The sequence below is a fragment of the Paenibacillus vortex V453 genome (assembly GCF_000193415.1).
GTDB lineage: Bacteria > Bacillota > Bacilli > Paenibacillales > Paenibacillaceae > Paenibacillus_AQ > Paenibacillus_AQ glucanolyticus.
The window spans coordinates 92,475-113,167 of sequence record NZ_ADHJ01000036.1; the positions used below are offsets into that span (position 1 = coordinate 92,475).

16 protein-coding genes and 1 pseudogene are annotated in these 20,693 nt (G+C 49.3%); 4 read left to right on the forward strand and 13 right to left on the reverse strand.

From position 1 onward, the window contains the following. Positions 1 to 76 precede the first annotated feature (76 nt). The 3 genes from PVOR_RS17725 to PVOR_RS17735 form a co-directional block, all read right to left on the reverse strand. A complete protein-coding gene (locus PVOR_RS17725) occupies positions 77 to 733 on the reverse strand; it encodes a response regulator (protein ID WP_006210801.1) in 657 nt (218 codons plus the stop codon). Next, a complete protein-coding gene (locus PVOR_RS17730; protein WP_006210802.1) occupies positions 733 to 1,557 on the reverse strand; it encodes a sensor histidine kinase in 825 nt (274 codons plus the stop codon). Before PVOR_RS17730 ends, PVOR_RS17725 begins: the two co-directional genes overlap by 1 nt. Before the next feature lie 109 nt (positions 1,558 to 1,666). Beyond that, the gene (locus tag PVOR_RS17735; RefSeq protein ID WP_006210803.1) at positions 1,667 to 2,227 is read right to left on the reverse strand and encodes a redoxin domain-containing protein; all 561 of its coding nucleotides are present in this window, start codon (positions 2,225 to 2,227) and stop codon (positions 1,667 to 1,669) included. A gap of 138 nt (positions 2,228 to 2,365) precedes the next feature. Here PVOR_RS17735 and PVOR_RS17740 point away from each other — a divergent pair, with 138 nt between their 5' ends. After that, entirely contained in the window at positions 2,366 to 3,778 is a 1,413-nt protein-coding gene (locus tag PVOR_RS17740) for a PepSY-associated TM helix domain-containing protein (RefSeq protein WP_006210804.1), read from the forward strand. Positions 3,779 to 3,792: 14 nt separating this feature from the next. Continuing rightward, entirely contained in the window at positions 3,793 to 4,281 is a 489-nt protein-coding gene (locus tag PVOR_RS17745) for a FixH family protein (RefSeq protein ID WP_006210805.1), read from the forward strand. 60 nt (positions 4,282 to 4,341) lie between these two features. Here the strand turns inward: PVOR_RS17745 and PVOR_RS17750 are convergent, their stop codons facing one another. The 4 genes from PVOR_RS17750 to PVOR_RS17765 are packed head-to-tail and all read right to left on the reverse strand — an operon-like array spanning position 4,342 to position 7,835. Then, positions 4,342 to 5,073, reverse strand: coding sequence for an ABC transporter ATP-binding protein (locus PVOR_RS17750; RefSeq protein WP_006210806.1), 732 nt, complete (start codon positions 5,071 to 5,073; stop codon positions 4,342 to 4,344). Further along, positions 5,070 to 5,891: an ABC transporter permease gene (locus tag PVOR_RS17755; protein ID WP_006210807.1), complete on the reverse strand. Its 822-nt coding sequence runs from the start codon at positions 5,889 to 5,891 to the stop codon at positions 5,070 to 5,072. The genes PVOR_RS17750 and PVOR_RS17755 overlap by 4 nt, the downstream gene beginning before the upstream one ends. Further along, positions 5,881 to 6,459: a nitrous oxide reductase accessory protein NosL gene (locus tag PVOR_RS17760; protein ID WP_228029969.1), complete on the reverse strand. Its 579-nt coding sequence runs from the start codon at positions 6,457 to 6,459 to the stop codon at positions 5,881 to 5,883. Before PVOR_RS17760 ends, PVOR_RS17755 begins: the two co-directional genes overlap by 11 nt. Beyond that, positions 6,456 to 7,835 (reverse strand): right-handed parallel beta-helix repeat-containing protein, encoded by a 1,380-nt coding sequence (locus tag PVOR_RS17765; RefSeq protein ID WP_006210809.1) that lies wholly within the window; start codon positions 7,833 to 7,835, stop codon positions 6,456 to 6,458. The genes PVOR_RS17760 and PVOR_RS17765 overlap by 4 nt, the downstream gene beginning before the upstream one ends. A gap of 310 nt (positions 7,836 to 8,145) precedes the next feature. Between PVOR_RS17765 and PVOR_RS17770 the strand changes: the two genes are divergently transcribed. Continuing rightward, complete coding sequence (locus tag PVOR_RS17770) at positions 8,146 to 8,988, forward strand: hypothetical protein (protein WP_006210810.1); 843 nt, start codon at positions 8,146 to 8,148, stop codon at positions 8,986 to 8,988. Positions 8,989 to 9,082: 94 nt separating this feature from the next. Here PVOR_RS17770 and PVOR_RS17775 read toward each other — a convergent pair whose 3' ends face one another. The 6 genes and pseudogenes from PVOR_RS17775 to PVOR_RS17800 form a co-directional block, all read right to left on the reverse strand. Then, positions 9,083 to 10,945: an ABC transporter ATP-binding protein gene (locus PVOR_RS17775; protein WP_006210811.1), complete on the reverse strand. Its 1,863-nt coding sequence runs from the start codon at positions 10,943 to 10,945 to the stop codon at positions 9,083 to 9,085. Beyond that, complete coding sequence (locus PVOR_RS17780; RefSeq protein WP_006210812.1) at positions 10,942 to 12,666, reverse strand: ABC transporter ATP-binding protein; 1,725 nt, start codon at positions 12,664 to 12,666, stop codon at positions 10,942 to 10,944. The genes PVOR_RS17775 and PVOR_RS17780 overlap by 4 nt, the downstream gene beginning before the upstream one ends. A 509-nt stretch (positions 12,667 to 13,175) precedes the next feature. Then, positions 13,176 to 16,067, reverse strand: coding sequence for a discoidin domain-containing protein (locus PVOR_RS17785; RefSeq protein ID WP_040680734.1), 2,892 nt, complete (start codon positions 16,065 to 16,067; stop codon positions 13,176 to 13,178). A 395-nt stretch (positions 16,068 to 16,462) separates the two neighbouring features. Next, positions 16,463 to 16,708 carry a hypothetical protein gene (locus PVOR_RS17790; RefSeq protein ID WP_006210815.1) on the reverse strand — a complete coding sequence of 82 codons (246 nt, stop codon included), beginning with the start codon at positions 16,706 to 16,708 and terminating at the stop codon, positions 16,463 to 16,465. Positions 16,709 to 16,889: 181 nt separating this feature from the next. After that, positions 16,890 to 17,372 carry a tetratricopeptide repeat protein gene (locus tag PVOR_RS17795; protein ID WP_006210816.1) on the reverse strand — a complete coding sequence of 161 codons (483 nt, stop codon included), beginning with the start codon at positions 17,370 to 17,372 and terminating at the stop codon, positions 16,890 to 16,892. A gap of 257 nt (positions 17,373 to 17,629) precedes the next feature. Next, positions 17,630 to 19,868, reverse strand: a pseudogene (locus PVOR_RS17800) (MMPL family transporter). Between the two features lie 169 nt (positions 19,869 to 20,037). On the opposite strand from PVOR_RS17800, the gene PVOR_RS17805 reads away from it, so the two are divergent. Continuing rightward, positions 20,038 to 20,661: a TetR/AcrR family transcriptional regulator gene (locus tag PVOR_RS17805; protein WP_006210818.1), complete on the forward strand. Its 624-nt coding sequence runs from the start codon at positions 20,038 to 20,040 to the stop codon at positions 20,659 to 20,661. The last annotated feature ends 32 nt before the right edge of the window (positions 20,662 to 20,693 follow it).

Consider the following 20,693-nt stretch of genomic DNA (forward strand, 5'->3'; position numbering starts at 1 on the left):
TTTTGCTGGAATCTTAAATTTCGTGTCCTCTTCATCCCTTAAACCGATTGGAGATTGGTATCATCTGCGGCTATACTTACGATCTCTTTCCCATCCAGCCTTGCTCAAAGGCATAGCGGGTAAGCTGAACCCGATTCTCCAAATGCAGCTTTTGCAAAATATTTTTCAGATGATTCTTGACCGTATTCTCGGATATGCACAAGGCGACAGAGATATCGCGATTGGACAAACCTTCGGCCACGCGGCCCAGAATTTCTCTTTCCCGTGCGGTTAGCGGACTGTTGCCTGGATCCGGTTTCTCTTGCTGCGAGAACTCCTTTAGTATTCGAAAAGCGAGTTCACGGCTCATCGGCGCTTCGTCCACGGCTATAGCTTTCAGATATTCATGCCACGATTCAGGATTCAGGTTCTTTAACAGATACCCCTGCGCTCCGCGCTTCAAGGCATCAAACAGATGGGCGATATCATCGGATACCGTGACCATCACGATTTTAACGTAAGGAAACTTGTCCTTGACCTGCTTGGTCGCTTCTAGTCCGCCCATTCCAGGCATCTGAATATCCATCAGGATGATGTCAGGCATCCATTTCTCCGTGAGCTCCAGGGCTTCCTCGCCGCTCTGCCCCTCAGCTACCACCTCAAAGGTAGAATCACTGCTCAAGATGGTGCGGATTCCTTCTCTCGCAAGATCGCTGTCATCGATGATTAATACCCGAAAAGGCTGTTTATTCATTAGGTGATCTCCTTCCGAATGCTAATAATCGTTTTGTTATGCAGTCTTTCCATCATGAATTTCCAGCCCATGGCCTCTGCCCGGTCTCTCATAATTTTGATCCCGTATCGGTTGCTGCTGAGCGGCTTGTTCAACTCAAAGCCCCTTCCATCGTCGCTGACGGAACACTTCCAGCCTGAGTCCGTTTCTACCGCCGTTATGCATACATGCTTCGCTTCGGCGTGTTTGTGGATATTCAATAAGGATTCCCTTATTGAGGCCAGAAGCTCCACTTTTTCCTTGGCAGACAGCATCGTGTCCGGAATATCCCACTGTATATCAAATTGGAGGTTGGTCTCCTGCTTAATTTCAGTTATCAGACTGTTCATGCTCTGCATCCAGGAGACCGACTCCGGATCTATAGGGTATCTGAGATTGGCGATTGCCTCTCTCACATACGTATTGGCCCGATGCACACTCTCTTTGACCTCCTGATACGGAAGTTCCCCGGAGTCTCCGATGGCCTCCATCCGATCGATCTGAGCATTCAGCAAAAACAGGGATTGTGCAATGCCATCATGAAGCTCGCGGGCAATTTTCTCCCGCTCCTGCAGGGATGCATGCAGCGCCCGGGCTTCATTCAGCTCCGCCTGGTTACGCTCTATCAACGAGAACAGCTGCGTCAGAAACAGAATGGATACCAAAAACACAATCACCGGCGCAAGCCAATTCCCTAAATCCATCGATATATAAGGCAGCAGGAACTCATGGCGAACATACTCCCAGATGCCAATCGTCAAGGTTGGAATGATTAAGATCAACCATTTCATTTGTTTATAGGACATGTTATTTCCCGCCTTCGTTAATTTCATGACTTATCTCGTGATGTCTGGTCAAGCTCGTTATTCCCTCATTGTAATCAATATCATTATATATCGGTATGGCTCCAAAGAGCTATTGGAGATCGGATTGGCTTGACTGAACCCGCTGCATAAGACCCAGGATACGGCTGTAATCATCCAGCTCGCCGACGACGCGATCAACCATGATGCCGTTCTTATCGATCAGAATTGTCGCTGGCAAACCTGTGATGCGGTACAGGCGTTTCACTTGATTGTCCTGATCCAGCAAGATCTTGAATTCCAGATCATAGCGTTCTGCAAACCGCTCTACGATGGCTGCGTCTTCTCCGACATTGACGGCCACCACCTCCACGCCATGCATTTTCTTGGAAGCCTCGTTCATAAGAGGGAGCTCGTTAACACAAGGGTTGCACCAGGAAGCCCAGAAATTGAGCAATACCCCCGATCCCCTGAAATCACTCAGTTGTATCTCCTTTCCGTCCATCGTGGTTAACGTAAAATCAGGGACTTCATGGCCGATTCGAACATCGGCTTCGTTAGCGGTGTATGTAAGAACCGACTTCATTGTCAGAATGACAATGAGGATCAGTGCACCCCCTAACAACAGGTGCCGGATCACTCGAATATTTCCTGTGGAAATTTTGCGAATCATATTGACCTCCTTTAAGCATCATCAAAATATTGTCAAAAACCGATGAAAATGACTACTTCGAGCCATAGGTGCTAGATAGAGTCGCATCTATAATAACAATTGTAAGAAAAATTCCAGTTTAACAGGGAGTAATGATTGATGAAAAGTATGTTAGAAGAGGATGCTATCACCCCAGCAACAAGATCCAAAAAACCGCGTGTCCGTTGGACGACTTCCCTTTATCAGTCGGTATGGAGATGGCATTTTTATGCTGGTATTATTTTCGCACCGTTTCTGATTATTCTGGCGTTCAGCGGGTCCATGTATCTGTTCAAGCCGCAGATTGAAGGGTACTTGTACAAGGACATGCTCACTGTACGCGAAGTGGGCTCGCAGGCACTCCGTCCATCCGAGATCATTGCCAAGACAGAGGGTGCTTATCCGGGTACCAAGATATCCTCGATCACCCTGCCTGATCACCCGGAGTCCACGTTCAGAATGTCGGCCATACGCAATGAACAATCCGTTATCCTGTATGCCGATCCCTATTCAGGCACGATCCGCGGGATTCAGAACAGCGACCAAACCTTCTCCGCTTTCTTCAAAAAAATGCACAGCCAATTGCTGATGAGCGGAACATGGCCGAACCGGCTCGTCGAGCTATCAGCCTGCTGGGCCGTCATCCTTGTCATTACAGGTCTCTATTTATGGTGGCCGCGCAATAAATCAGCGATATGGGGTACGCTGCTCCCCCGATTAGGCAAACGAGGCAGCCGCACATTCTGGCGTGATCTCCATGCCGTCCCTGCTTTTTGGCTGTCCATCAGCATCGTGATTCTCATCCTCAGCGGACTTCCGTGGTCAGGCGTACTGGGTAAACAAATCGATCGGTTTGCCAATGCCACGCATACCAATTATCCCCCGTATGCATTAGGTTTTATGGACAAGCCCCAATCGGTTACGGTCGCAAAAGATGTTGCCGAAGACATTCCATGGGCCGCCGAGAACATTCCGGTACCTGCATCGATGAGCGGCAGCTATATCCGTTTGGATGTTAATGAAATGACCGGAATCGCAGACCAGAAAAACGTTCAGAAGCCTTACACCATCTCCATGCCGAATGGAAACAGCGGGGTGTATACCATCTCTACCGACCATAAGAAGCCAGGTCTTAATGCTACGCTGCATGTCGATCAGTATAGTGGAGCCATCCTGACCGATGTTCGGTTTCAGGATTATGGCATCATGGCCAAAGCGATCACGCTCGGCATTGCCTTCCATGAAGGACGATTGTTCGGGGTTGCGAATCAGATTCTTGGCCTCTTGACCTGCATCGGCATCATGCTTATCGCGATCAGCTCCTACTTCATGTGGCGTAAACGCAAGCCTTCAGGGAAGCTTGGAGCACCGGGCCGAGCGAAGGACAAACGACTGACCATAGGGGTGCTGGCGATTATGCTGTGCTTTGGGGTGATCATGCCGCTGGTCGGTGTATCCATTCTGGTTGTCTTGCTGCTCGATGTACTGATCATTCGTCATATTAAACCACTAAAACACTGGTTTACAGCCTAGGAGGAGTTGCGCAAATGCCATCTAAAATAAAAACAGCTGTATTCGGTTTGTTGCTCATGATGCTCTTGCTGTGCGGATGCACTTCCCATGATCCGTCCCCATCGGCAGACGGCCTTCTCCCTCACCTGTCGGTTGACTTACAGATCACAACAAGGGCGGATTCGGACAACAACAAAACCTTCTCCGTTGCCATCGAGCACAATGAACAACCGTTCCAGGATGCCGATCGGGTGCAATTTGAAATTTTCCCTGAGAACGATCCGGAAGCTGTACAAATGGTTGAGGGTCACCAAACGAAACCGGGACTCTATGAAGCCAGCCAGAAACTGGATAAGGGACTCTATGTTGTAACGTGCCGAGTCCATTCGAAGGATTATCAGGTGATGCCTTCCCGGTATTTTGCGATTGGCAATGAAGCAGTCGAGAAGCTAGCTCTAATCGAACAGTCCCTTAAGGGTGACGCTGTCCAGACTCCTGACGGAGGAGGACACCACCATCATTAAGTACATACGATAAGCAAAAGAGCCGTCGTGAGCAGGTCAACTGTCACTTACGGCTCTTACTCATCTGGGACCATCGGCTATACCGAATAAATAATCGAATGCTTTCTCCATGCCTGATGAACCCAACTGCTGCCGAATATCTTCACCGGACCCTTCGAAACGAATCGCGCCTTCCTTGAGAAATAATATTCGATCTGCCAAAGCCTCCGCGATGTGGAGCTGGTGTGTTGAGAACAACACCGTCTGACCTCGGTACGCCGCTTCGCGAACCATTTCCACAAAGCTTTGCATCCAATAGGGATCCATACCGTTCGTGGGCTCATCCATGATGATAAGAGGGGACTGCCCCAACAATACTTGCGCAAACAAAACGCGCTGCCGCATCCCCTTGGAGAAGGAGGAGACCGTTTTGTTTCCGGTATGCTCCAATCCGACCCGGGCAAGCATATCATCGCCGTGCTTTGCCGTCAGTCCCTTAAGTTTAGCCCAGAAGGCCATCGTCTCCCTTGCCGTCAGTCCAGGACTGAATCTGTAATCGTCAGGCATATAACCGATAAGTTCCGCATATCCTCTGCGGTTCTCCTTCCAGCTCCAATCCCCTACCCGGATGTCCCCGCGGGTGGGCTGGATGATTCCGGCCAGCATCCGGAGAATCGTACTCTTGCCGGCGCCGTTTCCTCCCAGGAGAGCCACAACCTGTCCCCTTGGAATCTTCAGGTTTAGCTGGTTGACGATGATCTGACCCTTGATCGTTTTGCCTACATCAGTCATTTGTACAAATGTTTCACTCATCGCGCTCTCCCCCTCTCCCACAGCCAGTGAGTCAAACCGGTTGATGCCCCTACCCAGACCAGAATGGCTATGATATAACCCGCCGAACCCATCGGCTGCCGAATCCATCGGACCCAATCGTAATACTGCGGTCCGAGAACGGAGCCGCCGCCTAGTTTCACCACAGCAAATATCCGCGACAATTCTGCAGGATTAAACAAGGTAAACACAGAAATGCTGGGTTTTATCCAACCGTAAGGCATCATGCCAAGCACCGCAATAAGCAGAGGTGACCATGCGATAATGGCGAAAAACCATACCGCAACAGCAACGGTCAATGCTTGCCAGCGATTGACAGCCACGGTGCCGATCAGAAAGGATACCGCCAGAAACATAAGCGCCAGACTGATCGAATAGCCATATAACAGAATGTAAGTATGTGCGTCCAGACCTCTGCCCGTGATCCACCCCATAACGGCCGACAGGCCAAAGCCGAAGGAAACAAGAACAAACAGAACGACAGCAAGCCCCGCAAACTTCCCTAATATAAAAGACAACGTTCGGAGCGGATAAGACGATAGAAGCTCCCAGCTTCCGTCCTCCTTATCGCCTGTCAGGGAGAACGCGCCCAGCATCAACGTCATCAGCGGAAGCAGGTACAATATCAAATTCAGCATGGTACCCGTTATGCTGGAGTATCCCTCCACATAGCCGCCGTTATTAATAAGCAGCAAACATAACATAAACAATCCAAACAGTCCCATGAATGAATAGGACCACGGATTGCGAAACCCCATCTTCATTTCTCTGACGGCAATATGCACCGCATCATTTACCATGATGTTCTTCTTCCTTGTGGGTCTCTTCCGCATCAGCTGTTTCTTCAGTGTGGGAATGGTCATGTGATCCCATATCCATCATGTCTCGGTTGACTTCCCAGGAATGGTCCTCCAATTGTTCGGCTGTCATGAGTTTGCCTGCGCCTTGTTCCTTCATGAACGCCTCGGCCTCCGTTTTTTGTTCAAACGAAACCAGACCGTATGCCATCGGTGTTTTGATGGAGGCATCATAAACGTAATAGGCTTTTTCGTATTTCAGCCATTGGCTGCTGTTATAATCCCTGACAAACGTAGCGCCTACCGTATCGGTACCATTTTGCGTGATCCATTCATTCATGCAGCCAATATCATCAAATTTTAGCGACTGACCGTCAGTCGTGATGATTTGAGTCGCAAATACGTCATCTTTTATCGCCATGTTACAAATAACGCAGCGATCGGTTTCTTCATTAATAGCCTGCGGTTTATAGTCCTTGCTCCCACAAGCGGTCATCAGCCAAACGGCCAATATACACAGCGCAGTTAGCGAAACCCGGTACGATTTGGAACTTCTTGTCCATTTCATCATTCTCTTCTCCTTGCCCATTGTAAAATAGATAACGTTAAGATCAATAAAGCTGCTCCGATAAGTCCGCTTGCGGTAGACGAAGCTTTTTGGCCGGAAGTTTGATCAGAGGTCAACGGAACCATGAGCGGTTCCTCATCGGTGGTCCAGGTATTCTGGTCAGCCTGGTACAGCCCTTCCAGAAATACCATGCTCGGTGATTGGAAGAAAAGCTGGAATGCCGGTCGTTCTTTAATAAGCCCCTGAAAAAAAGGATTGATCGCATACGCAATGTTGCTGATGCCGTCGCCGTCCGTGTCAATCCCTTGGAACGAGTCCCAATAATTACGATCAAGTGAATTGTTGGCGCTGTCCTGGGCCAATGTTTCGGCAACATTCCCGGACAGGGTATTGCCCGTGATGAGGTTGTCCCGTGCACCCAAGAGCTGAATGCCGATAAAATTATCCGCAATCTCATTATTCTCCATCCGATTGTTCTCGGATTGTTCCAGATACAGACCCACCCGGTTTCCAATCACCTTATTATCCTTAAATAGAGAGTCCTGTACCTGAAAGATCAGGATTCCTTGCGAGTTTACGTTCTCGCTTTGTTTTCTGAACACGTTCCCGGTTAACTCTACCTCACGGCTCGCCATGATCATCGCCCCGGTATAATTGAAATTCCCTTGGTTATTCTGAATAACGGCTCCTTTTGAATACATGCTGTGAATCCCGTAACGGGAATGTTCAATCACATTAAAGGTCAGTCGATTGTCATCGCTATTCTCCATATAGATCCCATCATGCACTCGCTGAATCGTATTATCGCGAATGATGTTCCGATGCGAATTATACAAGTCGATCCCGTTTCCCTTATCAAACAGCTTCACGGCCCGGCCTGCCGCCGAGTCACTCCACTGAATGATATTGCTCCTGAATTGCCCATCATTCGCATCCTCGAGGACTATTCCTTGTGATGCTGTCTGAATATTCATGTTCTCCACAACGGTGCGGTCCCCTGTTATGAGAAGCGCAGGAATTTTAGATGGAGACTCGTTAATGATCTGAATACCCGAAATTTCCACATCATCTGCTGCAATATGTATGACTGACCTCGTGTTAGGGTTGGCGTTTACGATGGATACGCTTCCTTCCGTCTCCGCTTCCAGCGTAATCTTCTTCGATAGTATTAATGACCCTTCATAAACCCCGGATGGAACCCGGATGCGCTCCTCTGGGTGCGCCTGATCAATCAGGGCTTGCAGCTCGCCGGTGCTCGAAGTTGTATTGGCCAGTTCTGCTTCGGCAGTTGAGACAGAGATGATTGCCTGTCCTATCAAGACGGCTGCAACCATTGTGAAACAGAGGATTGCGGTTTTATTTCGCCTTCTTGTCAACATATCGCATCGACACCATGAACTGGACGAATGCCAAAGACCATCACTCATTTCCCTCCCTGCTCGTATTGGAATGAACTGATTATATCAATGGAATTGAATTTGTCCTATGACCATATCGAGCTATATGCTAACGAAATCGTCTCTGATTTATGGACAGATTTTTCACAATTATGGGGTCATCTTCAGCCCTGAGATATTCCCTCACAGTGCTATGCACTGTAATAACCTATTTACAATCGGAGTACATATCGCTTATAAAGAGGTAAAGGTATCCATTCATTCCATTTCCGATGAAGGGGGCTGCCGTTGCATGGAGCAAAAAATTGCAGTGATCATTGTACACGGATTGGGAACACAGAAAAAAGATTATGCGGATAAATTTATGCAGAAATTAAAAGAAACCTTCTCTCGAACATCCGGAATTCCGCATGATCAATTGGCAATGGAAGCCGTGCATTGGGCCGATGTTTTTGCGTCTCGTGAAGATGAGTTAATCCGCAGCAGCATAAAGCCTTATCGTTTGCGTTACCAGGAGCTCAGGCAGTACGTCATTCATAATCTGGCGGATGCGGTAGCTTATCAGCCCGTGGAATCCGAAGACCAGAACTACGAAGCCGTCCATCGGACCATCAGTGAAGCCCTCCACAGACTAACCTTATCCGCCGGTCCCCATGCTCCGTTATGTGTCATCTCGCATAGCCTGGGGAGCGTGATCGCAAGCAATTTCTTCTATGATCTGCAATTCTCCTCCCGCGGACACCGTCTGGTCATTGACCCGAAATCTCCCTTGGAGCGAGGCGAACTGCTGACGTTGTTCTACACTCTGGGTACTACCTTGCCCCTGTGGAGCATGCGCTACCGTGACTTTGACAGACCGATCGAGGTTCCTTCCGAGCAGTTGAAGAACTACCATCACCAGCTTCTCGGCGAATGGGTTAATTTCTATGATGCAGACGATATCCTCGCATACCCCCTCAAAAACGTAAATGAAGAATATGATCGCACCGTGCGTAAAGATGTGGCCGTTAATGTCGGAAACTGGTTGACAAGCTGGAATCCGCTCGCTCACAGCGGTTATTTCTACAGCAAACCGATACTGGAATATATCGCCTCTAATTTAGAAGCTACTTGGCGTGGAATCAATCAACTTTAACAAGATAAATAAGCAATGCCGCAAAGACGAAAGGTCTTTGCGGCATTGCTATGATGCGGGACAATGAACGCTACCCGTTATGAGCTTGCTTTTCTCACCCTGTTTCTTCACCGTACCACAGCTGACGGAAGCTCTCGCTTGAACGCAGCAGCTGCTCTGCTGTACCTTCAGCTTCGATTACTCCACCATTTAATACTATGATATGGTCGGCATGATGAAGCGCCGCCTTCCGATGAGACACAACAAGACATGTCGCGCCGTCTCGATCGCGGAAGAGCCGCTCCCATAACTTCCGCTCTGTCTCTACATCGAGTGCGCTGGACAAGTCATCGAACACATACAACTGTGCGTCCCGCACCAGCATTCTGGCGGCAGCAGTCCGCTGCGCCTGACCGCCGGACAGCTTCACCCCGCGCGGACCGACCATCGTCTCCAGACCATATTCCAGATGCTTCATATCATCTTCCATAACGGCTGCATAAAGCGCGCGATCCAGGCTTCCCGGCTGTTCGGATATTCCAAGAAGGATGTTGTTGCGCAGTTTGTCGCTATACAGCCTGGGTATCTGAGCGGTGTAAGCACTTTGAGGTGGAATGAAGAAATCCGCTGGCTCTGCCACCTTCTCGCCGTTCCACCGAATTTCGCCGGCTTCCGCCGGCAGCAAGCCCAGCAGTGTGCGAACCAGTGTCGTTTTGCCGCTGCCAATCATCCCCGTAACAACGGTAAAGGAACCACGTTTCAGCGTGAAGTCAATGTCCGAGATGCCGCGTCCGGTTTCAGGATATTGATAGGAGAGTCCCCGTACTTCCAATATCGAGAGGGGAGGTGCCTGAATATAAGTGCTCTCCCCTCCGTCTTCAGCCATGGAGATGGCTGAGTTCTCCATCATCCCCATAGCCTCTGAATCCCGTTCAGCCACACGACTTCCGGTTTCTTCGCCATGGCTCCTGCGTTTGCCCTTAACTCGACCGATACCGATATAGTTGGCTGCTGTAAGCAGTGACGCAGGCGCCCCTTGCAGCATCGTTTTAATCCGCTGAAAGCTGACCGCCATCTGTTTGTAATAGGTCATGAAGTTGCCTACGTTGGATATGAGCTGGGTAACAAAAGTTAAATAATATACAAAGAGAGACAGGTCACCGACCGTAAAATCGCCATTCCGCATCTTGAAGCTGGCAAGGACAAGAATCAGCCCTGTACCCAAATTGACAGAGTTGGTGAATATGGAGGACAAGGTTTCCGTTAACAGCTTATCCTTAACCATCGATTGACGCCGTTTCTCACTAAGACTTACGAACCGATCGACTACGCGTTTCTCGGCGCCAGCCACCTGAATGGCCTGGACATTGGCAAACATTTCACTGATCGCACCGGTTACCTTAGCCGTTGATTCCCGGCTTGCCGCCCTGTATTTCTGAATGCGTGCCGTTGCGATTTGTGCTGCGGTTACCACCAGAATTAACGGGACAAATACGAGAATCGTAAGCTGCAGATCAATGGAGATGAGAATCCAGCTGGCAACCATAACAAAACCGATCAGTCCCAGAGTATCCACCGACCAGCTGGTCGCTTCTTCGGCCTGATCAACATCATCTCGGAAATTGCTGATTGCTTCCCCGGGGGAACATGGAATTGCCCGTGCTCCCGGTTCTTTCATAACATGGGACAGCATATTGCGGCGCAGCAAGGTGCTGATACGGAACCGAAAATGCACGTCTGTCATAAATCCGCCGTAGATAAGTGCGATCCGGGCTAAAGCTGCACCAATCAGAAGCACCGCAATCGCCCAGACTCCGTAAGGGAAAGTATATGTACCCTCCAGATGATCGAAGAAGGCCTTGGTCAGCAGTCCGGGAACCAGCGGTGCCATATGAATGAGGGACCATGCCAGCAGGTTCAAAAGATATAGACCGGGGCGGTAAAGAATCAGCCGCCAGAAAAAATGTCTTGTTTTCATGCCAGCACCTCCTCCATTCCAACGGCAAGCATGCGGCTAAACCGCGACTGCGGATCTGAAGCAAGCTCATCCCGGCGTCCGCTCTCAAGCGTTCTTCCATTCTCCAGAATGAGAATGCGGTCGGCACGTTGGACGGTAGCCAGACGATGTGCAATGATGATGCACGTCTTCTCCTGCAGCAAACGCGTAATGGCTGCTTCAATCCGGTATTCGGTTAACGGATCGAGTCGCGATGATGCCTCATCAAGGATAACGAGGCCTGGATCCGTCAGGAACACGCGTGCGAATGCCAGCAGCTGGGCCTCGCCTGCAGACAGGCTGCCACCGCCTGAGGCGAGGTTCGTATCTAATCCATTCGGAAGGGAGGCATACCAATCCCCGAGACCGAGTTCTTCCAGAACGGACACGATATCGCTGTCAGCGATTCCCTCATCAAACAAAGTCAGATTGTCACGGACCGTCCCTTCAAGAATCTCAATATTTTGCGTGACCATGGCAACTTTTCGACGCAATTCATGGAGCTTGCAGCCCCGGATATCCATTCCTGCAAGCTCGATGCTCCCCTCCTGGGGATCATAGAATCGCAGCAGCAGGCGTGCAATCGTTGTTTTACCGCTGCCTGTACGCCCTAACAATCCTAACGTCTGCCCAGGCTCCAGACGCAGCTGCAGATCTTCAAGCGTCGCTTTCCCACCTTCTTCATACGCAAACTTCAGATTGCGGAATTCCACTGACAACGGACCAGACGGAAGCTGAGCTCCCGGGCCGTCTTTAATCAGTGATTCGGTCGCGAGCAGTTCCCGGACCCGCATCAAACTGGCATCTGCCTTTTGCAGATCCTCCAGCTGGGTACGGATCTTCTCGATCGGCTTCGCAAGGAGTTCCGTGTAATAGAAGACAAGATAAATGGAACCGATCGTCAAGCCGCTCTGTCCATTCTTCCACAGAATGAAGCACACAATAAAAGCGGCGGCATTTCCGAGCGCAAAAACCAATATCGTTGTACTCCACATCAGAAAAAATCCAATGAACGCCCGAACGCGAACCGGCAGCATGCGTCTGGCCATCTCATAGAATCGGTTCATGACATATCCTGCGGCTCCATTGGCACGCGTATCCTCCGTACCTTCGAGGTGCTCTCCAATGAATCCATAGAAGTCCGCATTCAGCTCGCGCCACCGCTTCCATACCGGTATGGCAAACTGCCGTATCCGTTGAATAACGTAGATGCTTCCGATAACAAACACCGTCATCACAAATCCGATCCAGAAGTTCTCCCGGTACAAAAGTGCCAATATCCCGATCATGAGGATCAGATTGCCGAACAAATGGATAATGAAACTGGAGAAAAAATTAGCAAGTGCGTTGACGTCGCCGTCCACCCGCTCGATTAACGAGCCTGACGTTTGCGTTTTGTGAAAACTCATATCCAAAGAGAGACAATGCTCCGCCAATTCAGCACGCAGCTTGTTGGTTGTCGTCCAGCCCAGGTTCTCGCTGTAGTAGGCCGCCGCAATGGATACGCCTTGCTGAAGCAATGAAAATACGATAAAAAAACCGGCCGCGTAATAAAGGGAGGTCATGCTGCCCTCTCCTTGTGCCGTATCGATAAAATACCGGATGATCTGCGGATTAATCAGCTGCAGTCCAATGGAAAATAACAGCAGCCCCGTTAAAGCTGCCAGCAGCCTTTTGTGAGGGAATACATATCGGACAAGCATGTCCCGGTAGACACCAACACCCGCGGTCCTTCGCTTGCTTTTTAACTATTTGATTGCTTTGCATTCGTTCATAATCCCTCCCGCTTCGAGTAACACGTCGTAGGAAGCTGCTTCACAGCAATCCCGTTCAAACTATTCGGATTACACAGCGACAGAAGATTGAACAAGATCATGCCATTACCTTCCGTAATCCATCAGGAACATCGCTATGCTGCCTTTTCTAATAGCTGGTTCATTTCCGATCCCTATCGTTCATTCCTCCGCCCCCATCACTTGAAGTCAACGTTTAAACAACCCTATTGATAATAATAAGCTTACTGGGAAGATATGACAAGAACGTGGGTTCCCGTTTTTCAAAAAAATCACAGCAATCTTGAATTCATCTAATTAATATTTAATGATGTAAATTAAATTGCAAATTGAAAGCCCCCATCCCCCAGCCTTTATCCAATCATATAAAAAAGCCCTGGCTCCGAATGGCGGAACCAGGACTGTTGACGCTTTAATTGCTATTGGAATACATTGAACTCGCGAACCGACCACCAGTTTGATGCGGTGCCCGTCTGTACAACTTTGATGTAGCGTGCATTTTGACTCGCAAAATTCACCGTAATCACAGGTCCGTTTCCGCTGCCGCTGGAAACTGCATTTCCCCAACTCGTTCCGTCATTGGATACATAGACTTCATAACCGCGGGCATAATCCTCATCGCTGCCCGTGGAATCCATCACAATCTTGCTAAAGCTCTTCGCGCTTTTCATATCAACAACAAAGTATTGGCCCGGCGCCATGGCTGCACCCGTGCTCCAGCGTGTCGACATATTGCCATCCAGGAGGTTAGCCGGTATATCTCCACTGGAAGGTGTGGACGCTGCGGTCCAAGTGGTACGGTCAAGCGCAGCGCCTCCCCCCGTGTTCTCCGAACCGTACACATTCAACTCGGTAATCGACCACCAGCTGGAGGCCGTACCGGTCTGTACTATCTTAATATACCGTGCATTTTGATTCGCAAAATTCACCGTAATCACAGGTCCGTTTCCGCTACCGCTGGAAACCGCATTGCCCCAATTCGTGCCGTCATTGGATACATAGACTTCATACCCACGGGCATAATCCTCATTGCTGCCCGTGGAATCCATCACGATTTTACCAAAGCTTTTTGCGGCCTTCATATCCATGACAATGTATTGTCCAGGTGCCATCGCGGCTCCAGTGCTCCAGCGTGTCGACATATTGCCATCGAGCATATACTCAGGCACATCCCCGCTCGTTGGAGAGGAGATGACGGTCCAGCCGCTTCGGTTCAGCGGCAAGCTGCCACCGCCACTGTCTGGAGCCGTTACGGCTGTTACCGTGCTGCTGTAATCCGATAGATTGCCTGCTGCGTCCTTAGCCCTTACAGCATATTGATATGTCGTTGCGGCAGCTAATCCGTAATCGGCGTAAGAGGTTTGTGCTGCGCTGCCAACCAGGACTCCATTACGGTAAATGTCATACCCGGTTACACCCATATTATCCGTCGCAGCGGTCCAGCTCAGATTGATTTGGCTGCTGCTGACAGCCGCTGCCGCTAAGTTCCCGGGTACCGTTGGCGCTGTTGTATCACCGGAACCGCTGCCAGCGTATTCGACTACCGTTTGCCGCATGGCTTCAGCAGGCGAGTTCGCATACACTTTTCCGCCTGTATTATTAATGACATGCGTGATTTCACTGCCTGGTACTCCGTTAAGCCAGATGGTGGTGGCATGGTGAATTTTGACGCCGGGCACATTCGGCACTTCAATGGCGCTTTGAAGTTTCACAGCGGCGTCTCTGAAATACGAGTACACGCCAAGCCCCCACGCTTCATGGCTGGTGACGTGATCAGCCACCTTATACGAGGCAAACCCGTTAACGCTTCCGTTCTTGCTCATCCAAGAGGGTTGGTTAGGAACATCGTAAGGGATTTCCGACTGATAGAAATATAGTCGACCCCCGTTTCCGTTCCATACCGTCTGATATTCGTTATGGTGTTCGTTAAACAGTCCGTACAACGTCACGTTGTTGCCGTTAACGACAAGACCATTCTTGGACACATTGGTGTTCCAGGCTGCCCCGGCACCGTGGTCTGCGCGCCAGATCCAGAAGTGATCGCCAATCACGTTGTGGCTGTTGATGACAATGCCTTTATCGTATTTCCCGCTAGTGGCTCCTCCGGTTCTTACTGTAATATCATGGAGCGATGTCGGATTAGCAGCATGCAATCCCGAGCTTCCATTCGGGCCAATTTCGAGCATGACGGGAGATTCCTGAGGCCCTGCATCAAGGACCAGACCCGCTATTTTTACACCGTCCACGTCCGCAACCGACATCGCCGCTTTTCCATTGTCCGGGATGAGCGTAGGGAGTCCAATCCCCAGTACAACCGTGTTCGGGTTATTGACCCGAATCGTATCGTTCAGATGATAATTTCCCGGTGTAAACAGCAGATGTTTGCCTTGGCTTAGCGCACTGTTAATGCTGGCTGCTGTTGCTGTTCCAGGCTGCGCAATATAGAATTGATCGATGGATATCGATTGGCCCGGTGTCGAACCATTCGCCCAGCTGACCCCTTTGCTGTTAGTTTGAAGCGAGGGAACAAACACCTGATACTGTCCGGCCTGATTAACGTAGAGGTATGGTTTCTCGCGAATTACCGGCGTTCTGTCAACCACGGTATACGGAGGATCAGGAAATTGCCCGGTCGGTGTATTGTTGCTGCCCACGAACACCATATTCCAGACTCCATTGTTCCAGTTGGCCCACTGACTGTTCCGCGAGAACCATTGCTGCTGGGAGGCGGGTACCACAATGCCGTCAACCATGGAATCTGCCAAGAATCCCCCGCTGGCCCAGCCTGCATTCCAATTGTTATCAAAATCAAACAGATCCAGCTCGCCCTTAATATGGAGACGCCGCAGGGGAGCTGCCTGAGAGACCGCAATTTGCGTTTTGCCGCTGGATGGAGTAATACTCAGATTCTCGATGGCACGCCAGAAGTTACGCGTTGCATTCCCGTTGTCCCAGTCCGCATTGACATTCAATCCCCCGGTAATATTAACGTCCGATGGATTCTGTCCCAAACCGGCTACATGCGTATAAAATCCGACATTAAAATTAACGTTATACGATCCCGGCTTAAACAGGAAAGCGTACCGGTTGCTGCTGAACTCATTCGATTCCATCTGACTGAACACGGTGTTTGTGATATTGTTTATTTCGGCGACAGGAGTTGAAGGATCAAATACATATACATTCGGTCCAAAAATACTTGAATTCGCAGCGGTTACTTCGACATCTGCCGCTTCCGTGGCGGCGGGGTTCACTGAATATAAACCGAGTACGATAGCCAGAATGGATATCGATGAAACGAACCGTTTCATGTTCAAGATTTGCTACCTCCTTGTTTGTCCTTAAAATATTCCTGATTCCCACGGTGTCTTTAACAGCTAGCTGTTATATTCTTAATCACAGGCTCCTCTCCAAGGTAAGCGCTTGCATAACGGGCGTTCGTTTCACCTTCTTTCTCTGAGGTACTTCCACCAGACACTCATTGTTTACGTATTTCTCTACGTCGTCCATGAGAATGTCCCCCCAGTGCATTTGAAACAATTATCGGGCCAAATAACATTTTATGGAATGTATTGATTTTTAGATGTGAGGTATTATTTTTATGATCATGATCCGGAACTGCACAGCAACGTGTCAAAAAGACCAGCCCCTTACATCGGGACTGGTCTTCATAAAGGTTACGTATTGGGACGCAAGGCGAACTTACTTATGTCTCTGCTACGATTTTTAAGAATTGATCAATCATTTCTGTTGTAATCTGTTGGTCTTCATGCGATTGGGCTGTTGAATTCTTATTCACGGATTGAATGGCCACGTTGGGTCTGACTGCGCTTGAAGCCATGCCGGATTGGGCTTGTCCGTCCTGGACATGATCATTGCTGGCAAGCATCATCATCAGGAAAGCACTTCCCAGCCCAATAGACCACATATTCATTTTATTCTTCTTGTTCATCTGCGTTGCTCCTTCCATCACTCTTAGTGACATACTTAGTATAAGGTCCGAACCTTAGCGAGAGATGAAGACAACCTAAAAACAAATTAATTTTAAAGACGGCAATGATGATTTATCCGTCAAACCAACCCACCCAAACATTTAGTTTACATAATATAATTTATGTTTCTTTTGCAAAAATTTATTCCCAAACTTGATTTAGTTTGTCGGAATAGAAGACAATAGCTCTCTGGTAACGATGGATTCCCTCATCGCTGCTCGTTTCGCCAAGCTCCTTCAGCAGAAACTCCATCGCTTTATCGTATTGACCGAGATTATGCAATGTCATGGCATAGAATACGTTAAACTCCCTCGCCTGAGGGTAATCCTGCCTTCCCCGTTCAAAAATCTCCTTGGATTTATTGTACAAGCCTAGTGTACGGTAAGTACTTCCAAGACCAAGCAAAGCGCCGCGCCGCTCGGGATCTTTCAACCCGGAAGAAATCGCCTTCTCATAATAAGGTACTGCTTCACCTTCGAGCCCCATTAGATCATGTACCCAGGCCAGTTGATACAGAATGTCGGGATCTTCGGGCGATTGCTCCAGCAGACCCAGAAGAATTTGCTTGGCTTCCTCCGACTTGCCTGCTGACCGAAGCTCGATTGCCGTTTGTATCGTCGACATAGGTCACATCCCTCTCGATTCCTTTTTCAAAACATTCTCTTCCTTATCTTACCAGCGCTCCTCCGTACAAGTCAAAACAGAAGACAGCCACCCTCGATTCCCTAGTCCATCCTAAGAAATAGAGGTGGCTGCCTACTGAATTGTTGTATTTATCTAATCGTCACGGCACAAATCTGTTCGAATACTAACGGCTAATCCCTTCGCTTCTACTTGACCAGACAGAAGTTGCATTCCTATACGATGCGCTGCACTCTAACTTATGCGTTGTTCTCGACTTGCAGTGGTTGTTTCTCTTCTGTTGCCATGTGAGATTTACTTGGCCAGAACGCCCCACTTGCCCAATAGCGTTGTTATTGCAGGCACCAGGAATGGTCTGACGATAAACGTATCCAGCATGACTCCGATTGCCGTGATAATCCCAAACTGCACCAATACCTGAATCGGAAGAGTTGCCAATACGGCAAACGTTCCTGCCAGGATTAATCCGGCTGATGTAATCACCGAGCTGGTCTCGCCAACGCCTTCCTTAATCGCTTGCTTCAGCGGCATCTGCTTCCTCTTTTGCCATATGCTTGAGATCATAAATATGTTGTAATCCTCCCCCAGAGCAACCAGGAATACGAAGGAGTACAGCGGTATCGCTCCCTGGATGGCTTCCGCTCCGAGGCCGTAGTGAATAATGATCCAGCCAAGGCCCAGTGCCGAGAAGTACGATAAAATTACGGTGGCTATCAGATACACAGTCGCAACAACGGATCTCAAGTAGACCAGCAGCAGCAATGTGATCAGTCCAATGACAACCGGAATAATCAATTTGGCATCATGTTCTCCCGCAATTTCCGTGTCATACTGCGTAGCCGTTTGACCACTAATCCACACCGCTTCACCGGGGTTTGAAACGCCTGCCTCCCGAAGAGAAGCTTCTGCGACTTCACGCAAATCCGGAATATGCTGCATCGCTTCCATAGAGTATGGATTCATGGCAAGCTCAATGTCATAACCGATAATGTTGTTATTCTCCGCACCGTTCTGCGGTTCCGACACCCGATCCACGTATTCGAGTGACTGCAGCCGTTCCCCCAAATCCAAAGTTTGCCCGTTGCTGTTAACCATCAATCGAACGGGTGCAAGCTCTCCTTCCGAGAATTGTTCCCCCATGATGGCGAAGCCCTCACGCGAAGGAACATCTTCCGGGAAAGACGAGAGCAGATCATAGGTAAACTTGATATGGGATGAGAATGTCGCAAGCCCGCCAAGTAATACCAATGCAACCAAAACAACGGTCCATGGTTTCGTTGTCACCACGCGACCGATCCAGCTCTCCTTCTCTTTATGCGGAGCTTTGACGGGTTTTCCTTTTTTCTGAGCGTGTTCGGCTTGCATCTCCGGGGTTCTCGGGATGAACGGATAAAACGATCCTCTGCCGAAAATGGCCAATAATGCCGGAACCAATGTCAGACTGGCTATGAACATAATTAGAATCGATAAGCTGAAGGGTACGGCAAAACGCTGATAGGCCCCGTACTGGGCCAGAAGAAGTGCAAACAGCGAGAGCACCACCGTGAAGCCGCTCATGGCAATGGCGCCCGATGAACTTGTAATTGCCTGGAACAAGGCTTTGCGTTTATCAGGTTCATGCCATAACAGCTGACGGAATCGTGAGATCAGGAACAGGCAGTAATCCGTCCCCGCCCCAAAGAGCAGCACCGTCATAATCGCAATGGATTGGGAATCCACTGTTATCACTCCTTGATCGGCCATAAAGCCGAGGATCGGGCTTGTTACCATATAAGCAAAACCAACTGCGACCAGCGGGATCAAGGAGAGTATTGGTGAACGGTAAATGAGCAGCAGTAATATAAGAACCAGCAGCACGGTAGCGATCATCAGTGACACGTCTGCGTCTGCAAACAATCCCGTTGCATCGATGGAGATTCCAACAGGCCCTGTTATTCGTGCACTGATTCCGTCCCCGCTCTGAATAGGTGCCTGAAACGGATTGCTGCCAAGCAGCTGTTCCGTCCGGAGCTCGAGCTCTCCCGTCCCTTCCTTGAGCTGATCCGTTTCCTGATCCTCATCAAACAACACCGGCATTACCAGTGTGCTCTGATCCTCTGACAGCTGCGCGGTCAACGCTTGCGGCGGAAGTTTATGAAAGGGAACAACGAAGCTCTGATAAGGCAGCGGGTCTGACTCAAGACTCGCTGTCAGCTCTTGGAGCTGGGCCAGATCGCCTTCATTCAAGCCATTCTCCTTGTGCCATACGATTAACGCCGGAATTCCCCCATTGCTGGGAAATTCTTGATCTGCAATCGCCTCTGCCATTACGGAAGGGACATTCTCCTTCAGATTGGCTGCATGGTTATCCTCTTTATCTCCTACAGCAGGCCATAACAAATTCAAAGCCAATGCGATGAGCACCCATACCAAGAGCGTGACCCATTTGCTTCTCTTTCCAGCAACCCATTTCCCATAGCTCGGTCCTGTTCCGTGCATATGTAGATCCTCTCCAATCGGTGTTATTCCTCATACATATCATGATTCTCTCTTAATAAATCTGGGAACATAACAGCGCAAAATTAATTATATATACCGGAAGGTTAATTATCAATATTTATTTTGAAAAAGCACTCCTCATGTCTTACACTATAGACAGGAGGTCATCATGACAAAAATACGTAACCCCCGAAATCCCGGACGTCCCAAAGCTGCTGCCGATCAGGCGCCAGTCCAGGATACTATTCTTTGGACTGCCTCTAAGCTATTTATGGAGAACGGGTACGAGTCCGTATCCTTGCAACAAATCGCGAAAGCTTGCCAAGTGACCAAGGCTTCCATCTATTATCATTTCACAAGTAAACCTGAGCTGTTTAAAATAGCGGTAACCACGATCCTTAATAAAGCATATGCTTCAACACGCAGGTTCCTGGATGAAGCGGATACCCTGGAATCCGGATTAATCCGGGTGGCTGAAGCGAAGATTGCAAAGCCCCACGCTGAGATGGAGACCATGATGCGGGAAGCAGAGCCCTTCTTATCCAAGGAGCAAATGGCTGCAATCCGTGAAGCAGAACAGCGTATTCATGAGGTTCTCTCTGAGCGCTTCAATCAAGCGATGCTCGCCGGTGAACTTCGGAAAGGCAACACAATGCTGATGGCGCAGGCTTTCTCAGCTATGCTGATGCTCGGTAATCGCGAAGATACCCGCAGCGGTTATGCTGGCCCCCGTGAGATGGCTATTGAGATTGTGGATTTGTTCATGCATGGAGCCGTGAAACTTTCCCATTGATTCTTCACTTTTCAGGCCATACACAAAAAAGA

Bases quoted from the DNA above. Each gene is read 5' to 3' on its own strand.
- PVOR_RS17725 (WP_006210801.1), bottom strand. From the start codon at position 733: ATGAATAAACAGCCTTTTCGGGTATTAATCATCGATGACAGCGATCTT.
- PVOR_RS17730 (WP_006210802.1), bottom strand. From the start codon at position 1,557: ATGTCCTATAAACAAATGAAATGGTTGATCTTAATCATTCCAACCTTG.
- PVOR_RS17735 (WP_006210803.1), bottom strand. From the start codon at position 2,227: ATGATTCGCAAAATTTCCACAGGAAATATTCGAGTGATCCGGCACCTG.
- PVOR_RS17740 (WP_006210804.1), top strand. From the start codon at position 2,366: ATGAAAAGTATGTTAGAAGAGGATGCTATCACCCCAGCAACAAGATCC.
- PVOR_RS17745 (WP_006210805.1), top strand. From the start codon at position 3,793: ATGCCATCTAAAATAAAAACAGCTGTATTCGGTTTGTTGCTCATGATG.
- PVOR_RS17750 (WP_006210806.1), bottom strand. From the start codon at position 5,073: ATGAGTGAAACATTTGTACAAATGACTGATGTAGGCAAAACGATCAAG.
- PVOR_RS17755 (WP_006210807.1), bottom strand. From the start codon at position 5,891: ATGGTAAATGATGCGGTGCATATTGCCGTCAGAGAAATGAAGATGGGG.
- PVOR_RS17760 (WP_228029969.1), bottom strand. From the start codon at position 6,459: ATGATGAAATGGACAAGAAGTTCCAAATCGTACCGGGTTTCGCTAACT.
- PVOR_RS17765 (WP_006210809.1), bottom strand. From the start codon at position 7,835: ATGTTGACAAGAAGGCGAAATAAAACCGCAATCCTCTGTTTCACAATG.
- PVOR_RS17770 (WP_006210810.1), top strand. From the start codon at position 8,146: ATGGAGCAAAAAATTGCAGTGATCATTGTACACGGATTGGGAACACAG.
- PVOR_RS17775 (WP_006210811.1), bottom strand. From the start codon at position 10,945: ATGAAAACAAGACATTTTTTCTGGCGGCTGATTCTTTACCGCCCCGGT.
- PVOR_RS17780 (WP_006210812.1), bottom strand. From the start codon at position 12,666: ATGCTTGTCCGATATGTATTCCCTCACAAAAGGCTGCTGGCAGCTTTA.
- PVOR_RS17785 (WP_040680734.1), bottom strand. From the start codon at position 16,067: ATGAAACGGTTCGTTTCATCGATATCCATTCTGGCTATCGTACTCGGT.
- PVOR_RS17790 (WP_006210815.1), bottom strand. From the start codon at position 16,708: ATGAACAAGAAGAATAAAATGAATATGTGGTCTATTGGGCTGGGAAGT.
- PVOR_RS17795 (WP_006210816.1), bottom strand. From the start codon at position 17,372: ATGTCGACGATACAAACGGCAATCGAGCTTCGGTCAGCAGGCAAGTCG.
- PVOR_RS17805 (WP_006210818.1), top strand. From the start codon at position 20,038: ATGACAAAAATACGTAACCCCCGAAATCCCGGACGTCCCAAAGCTGCT.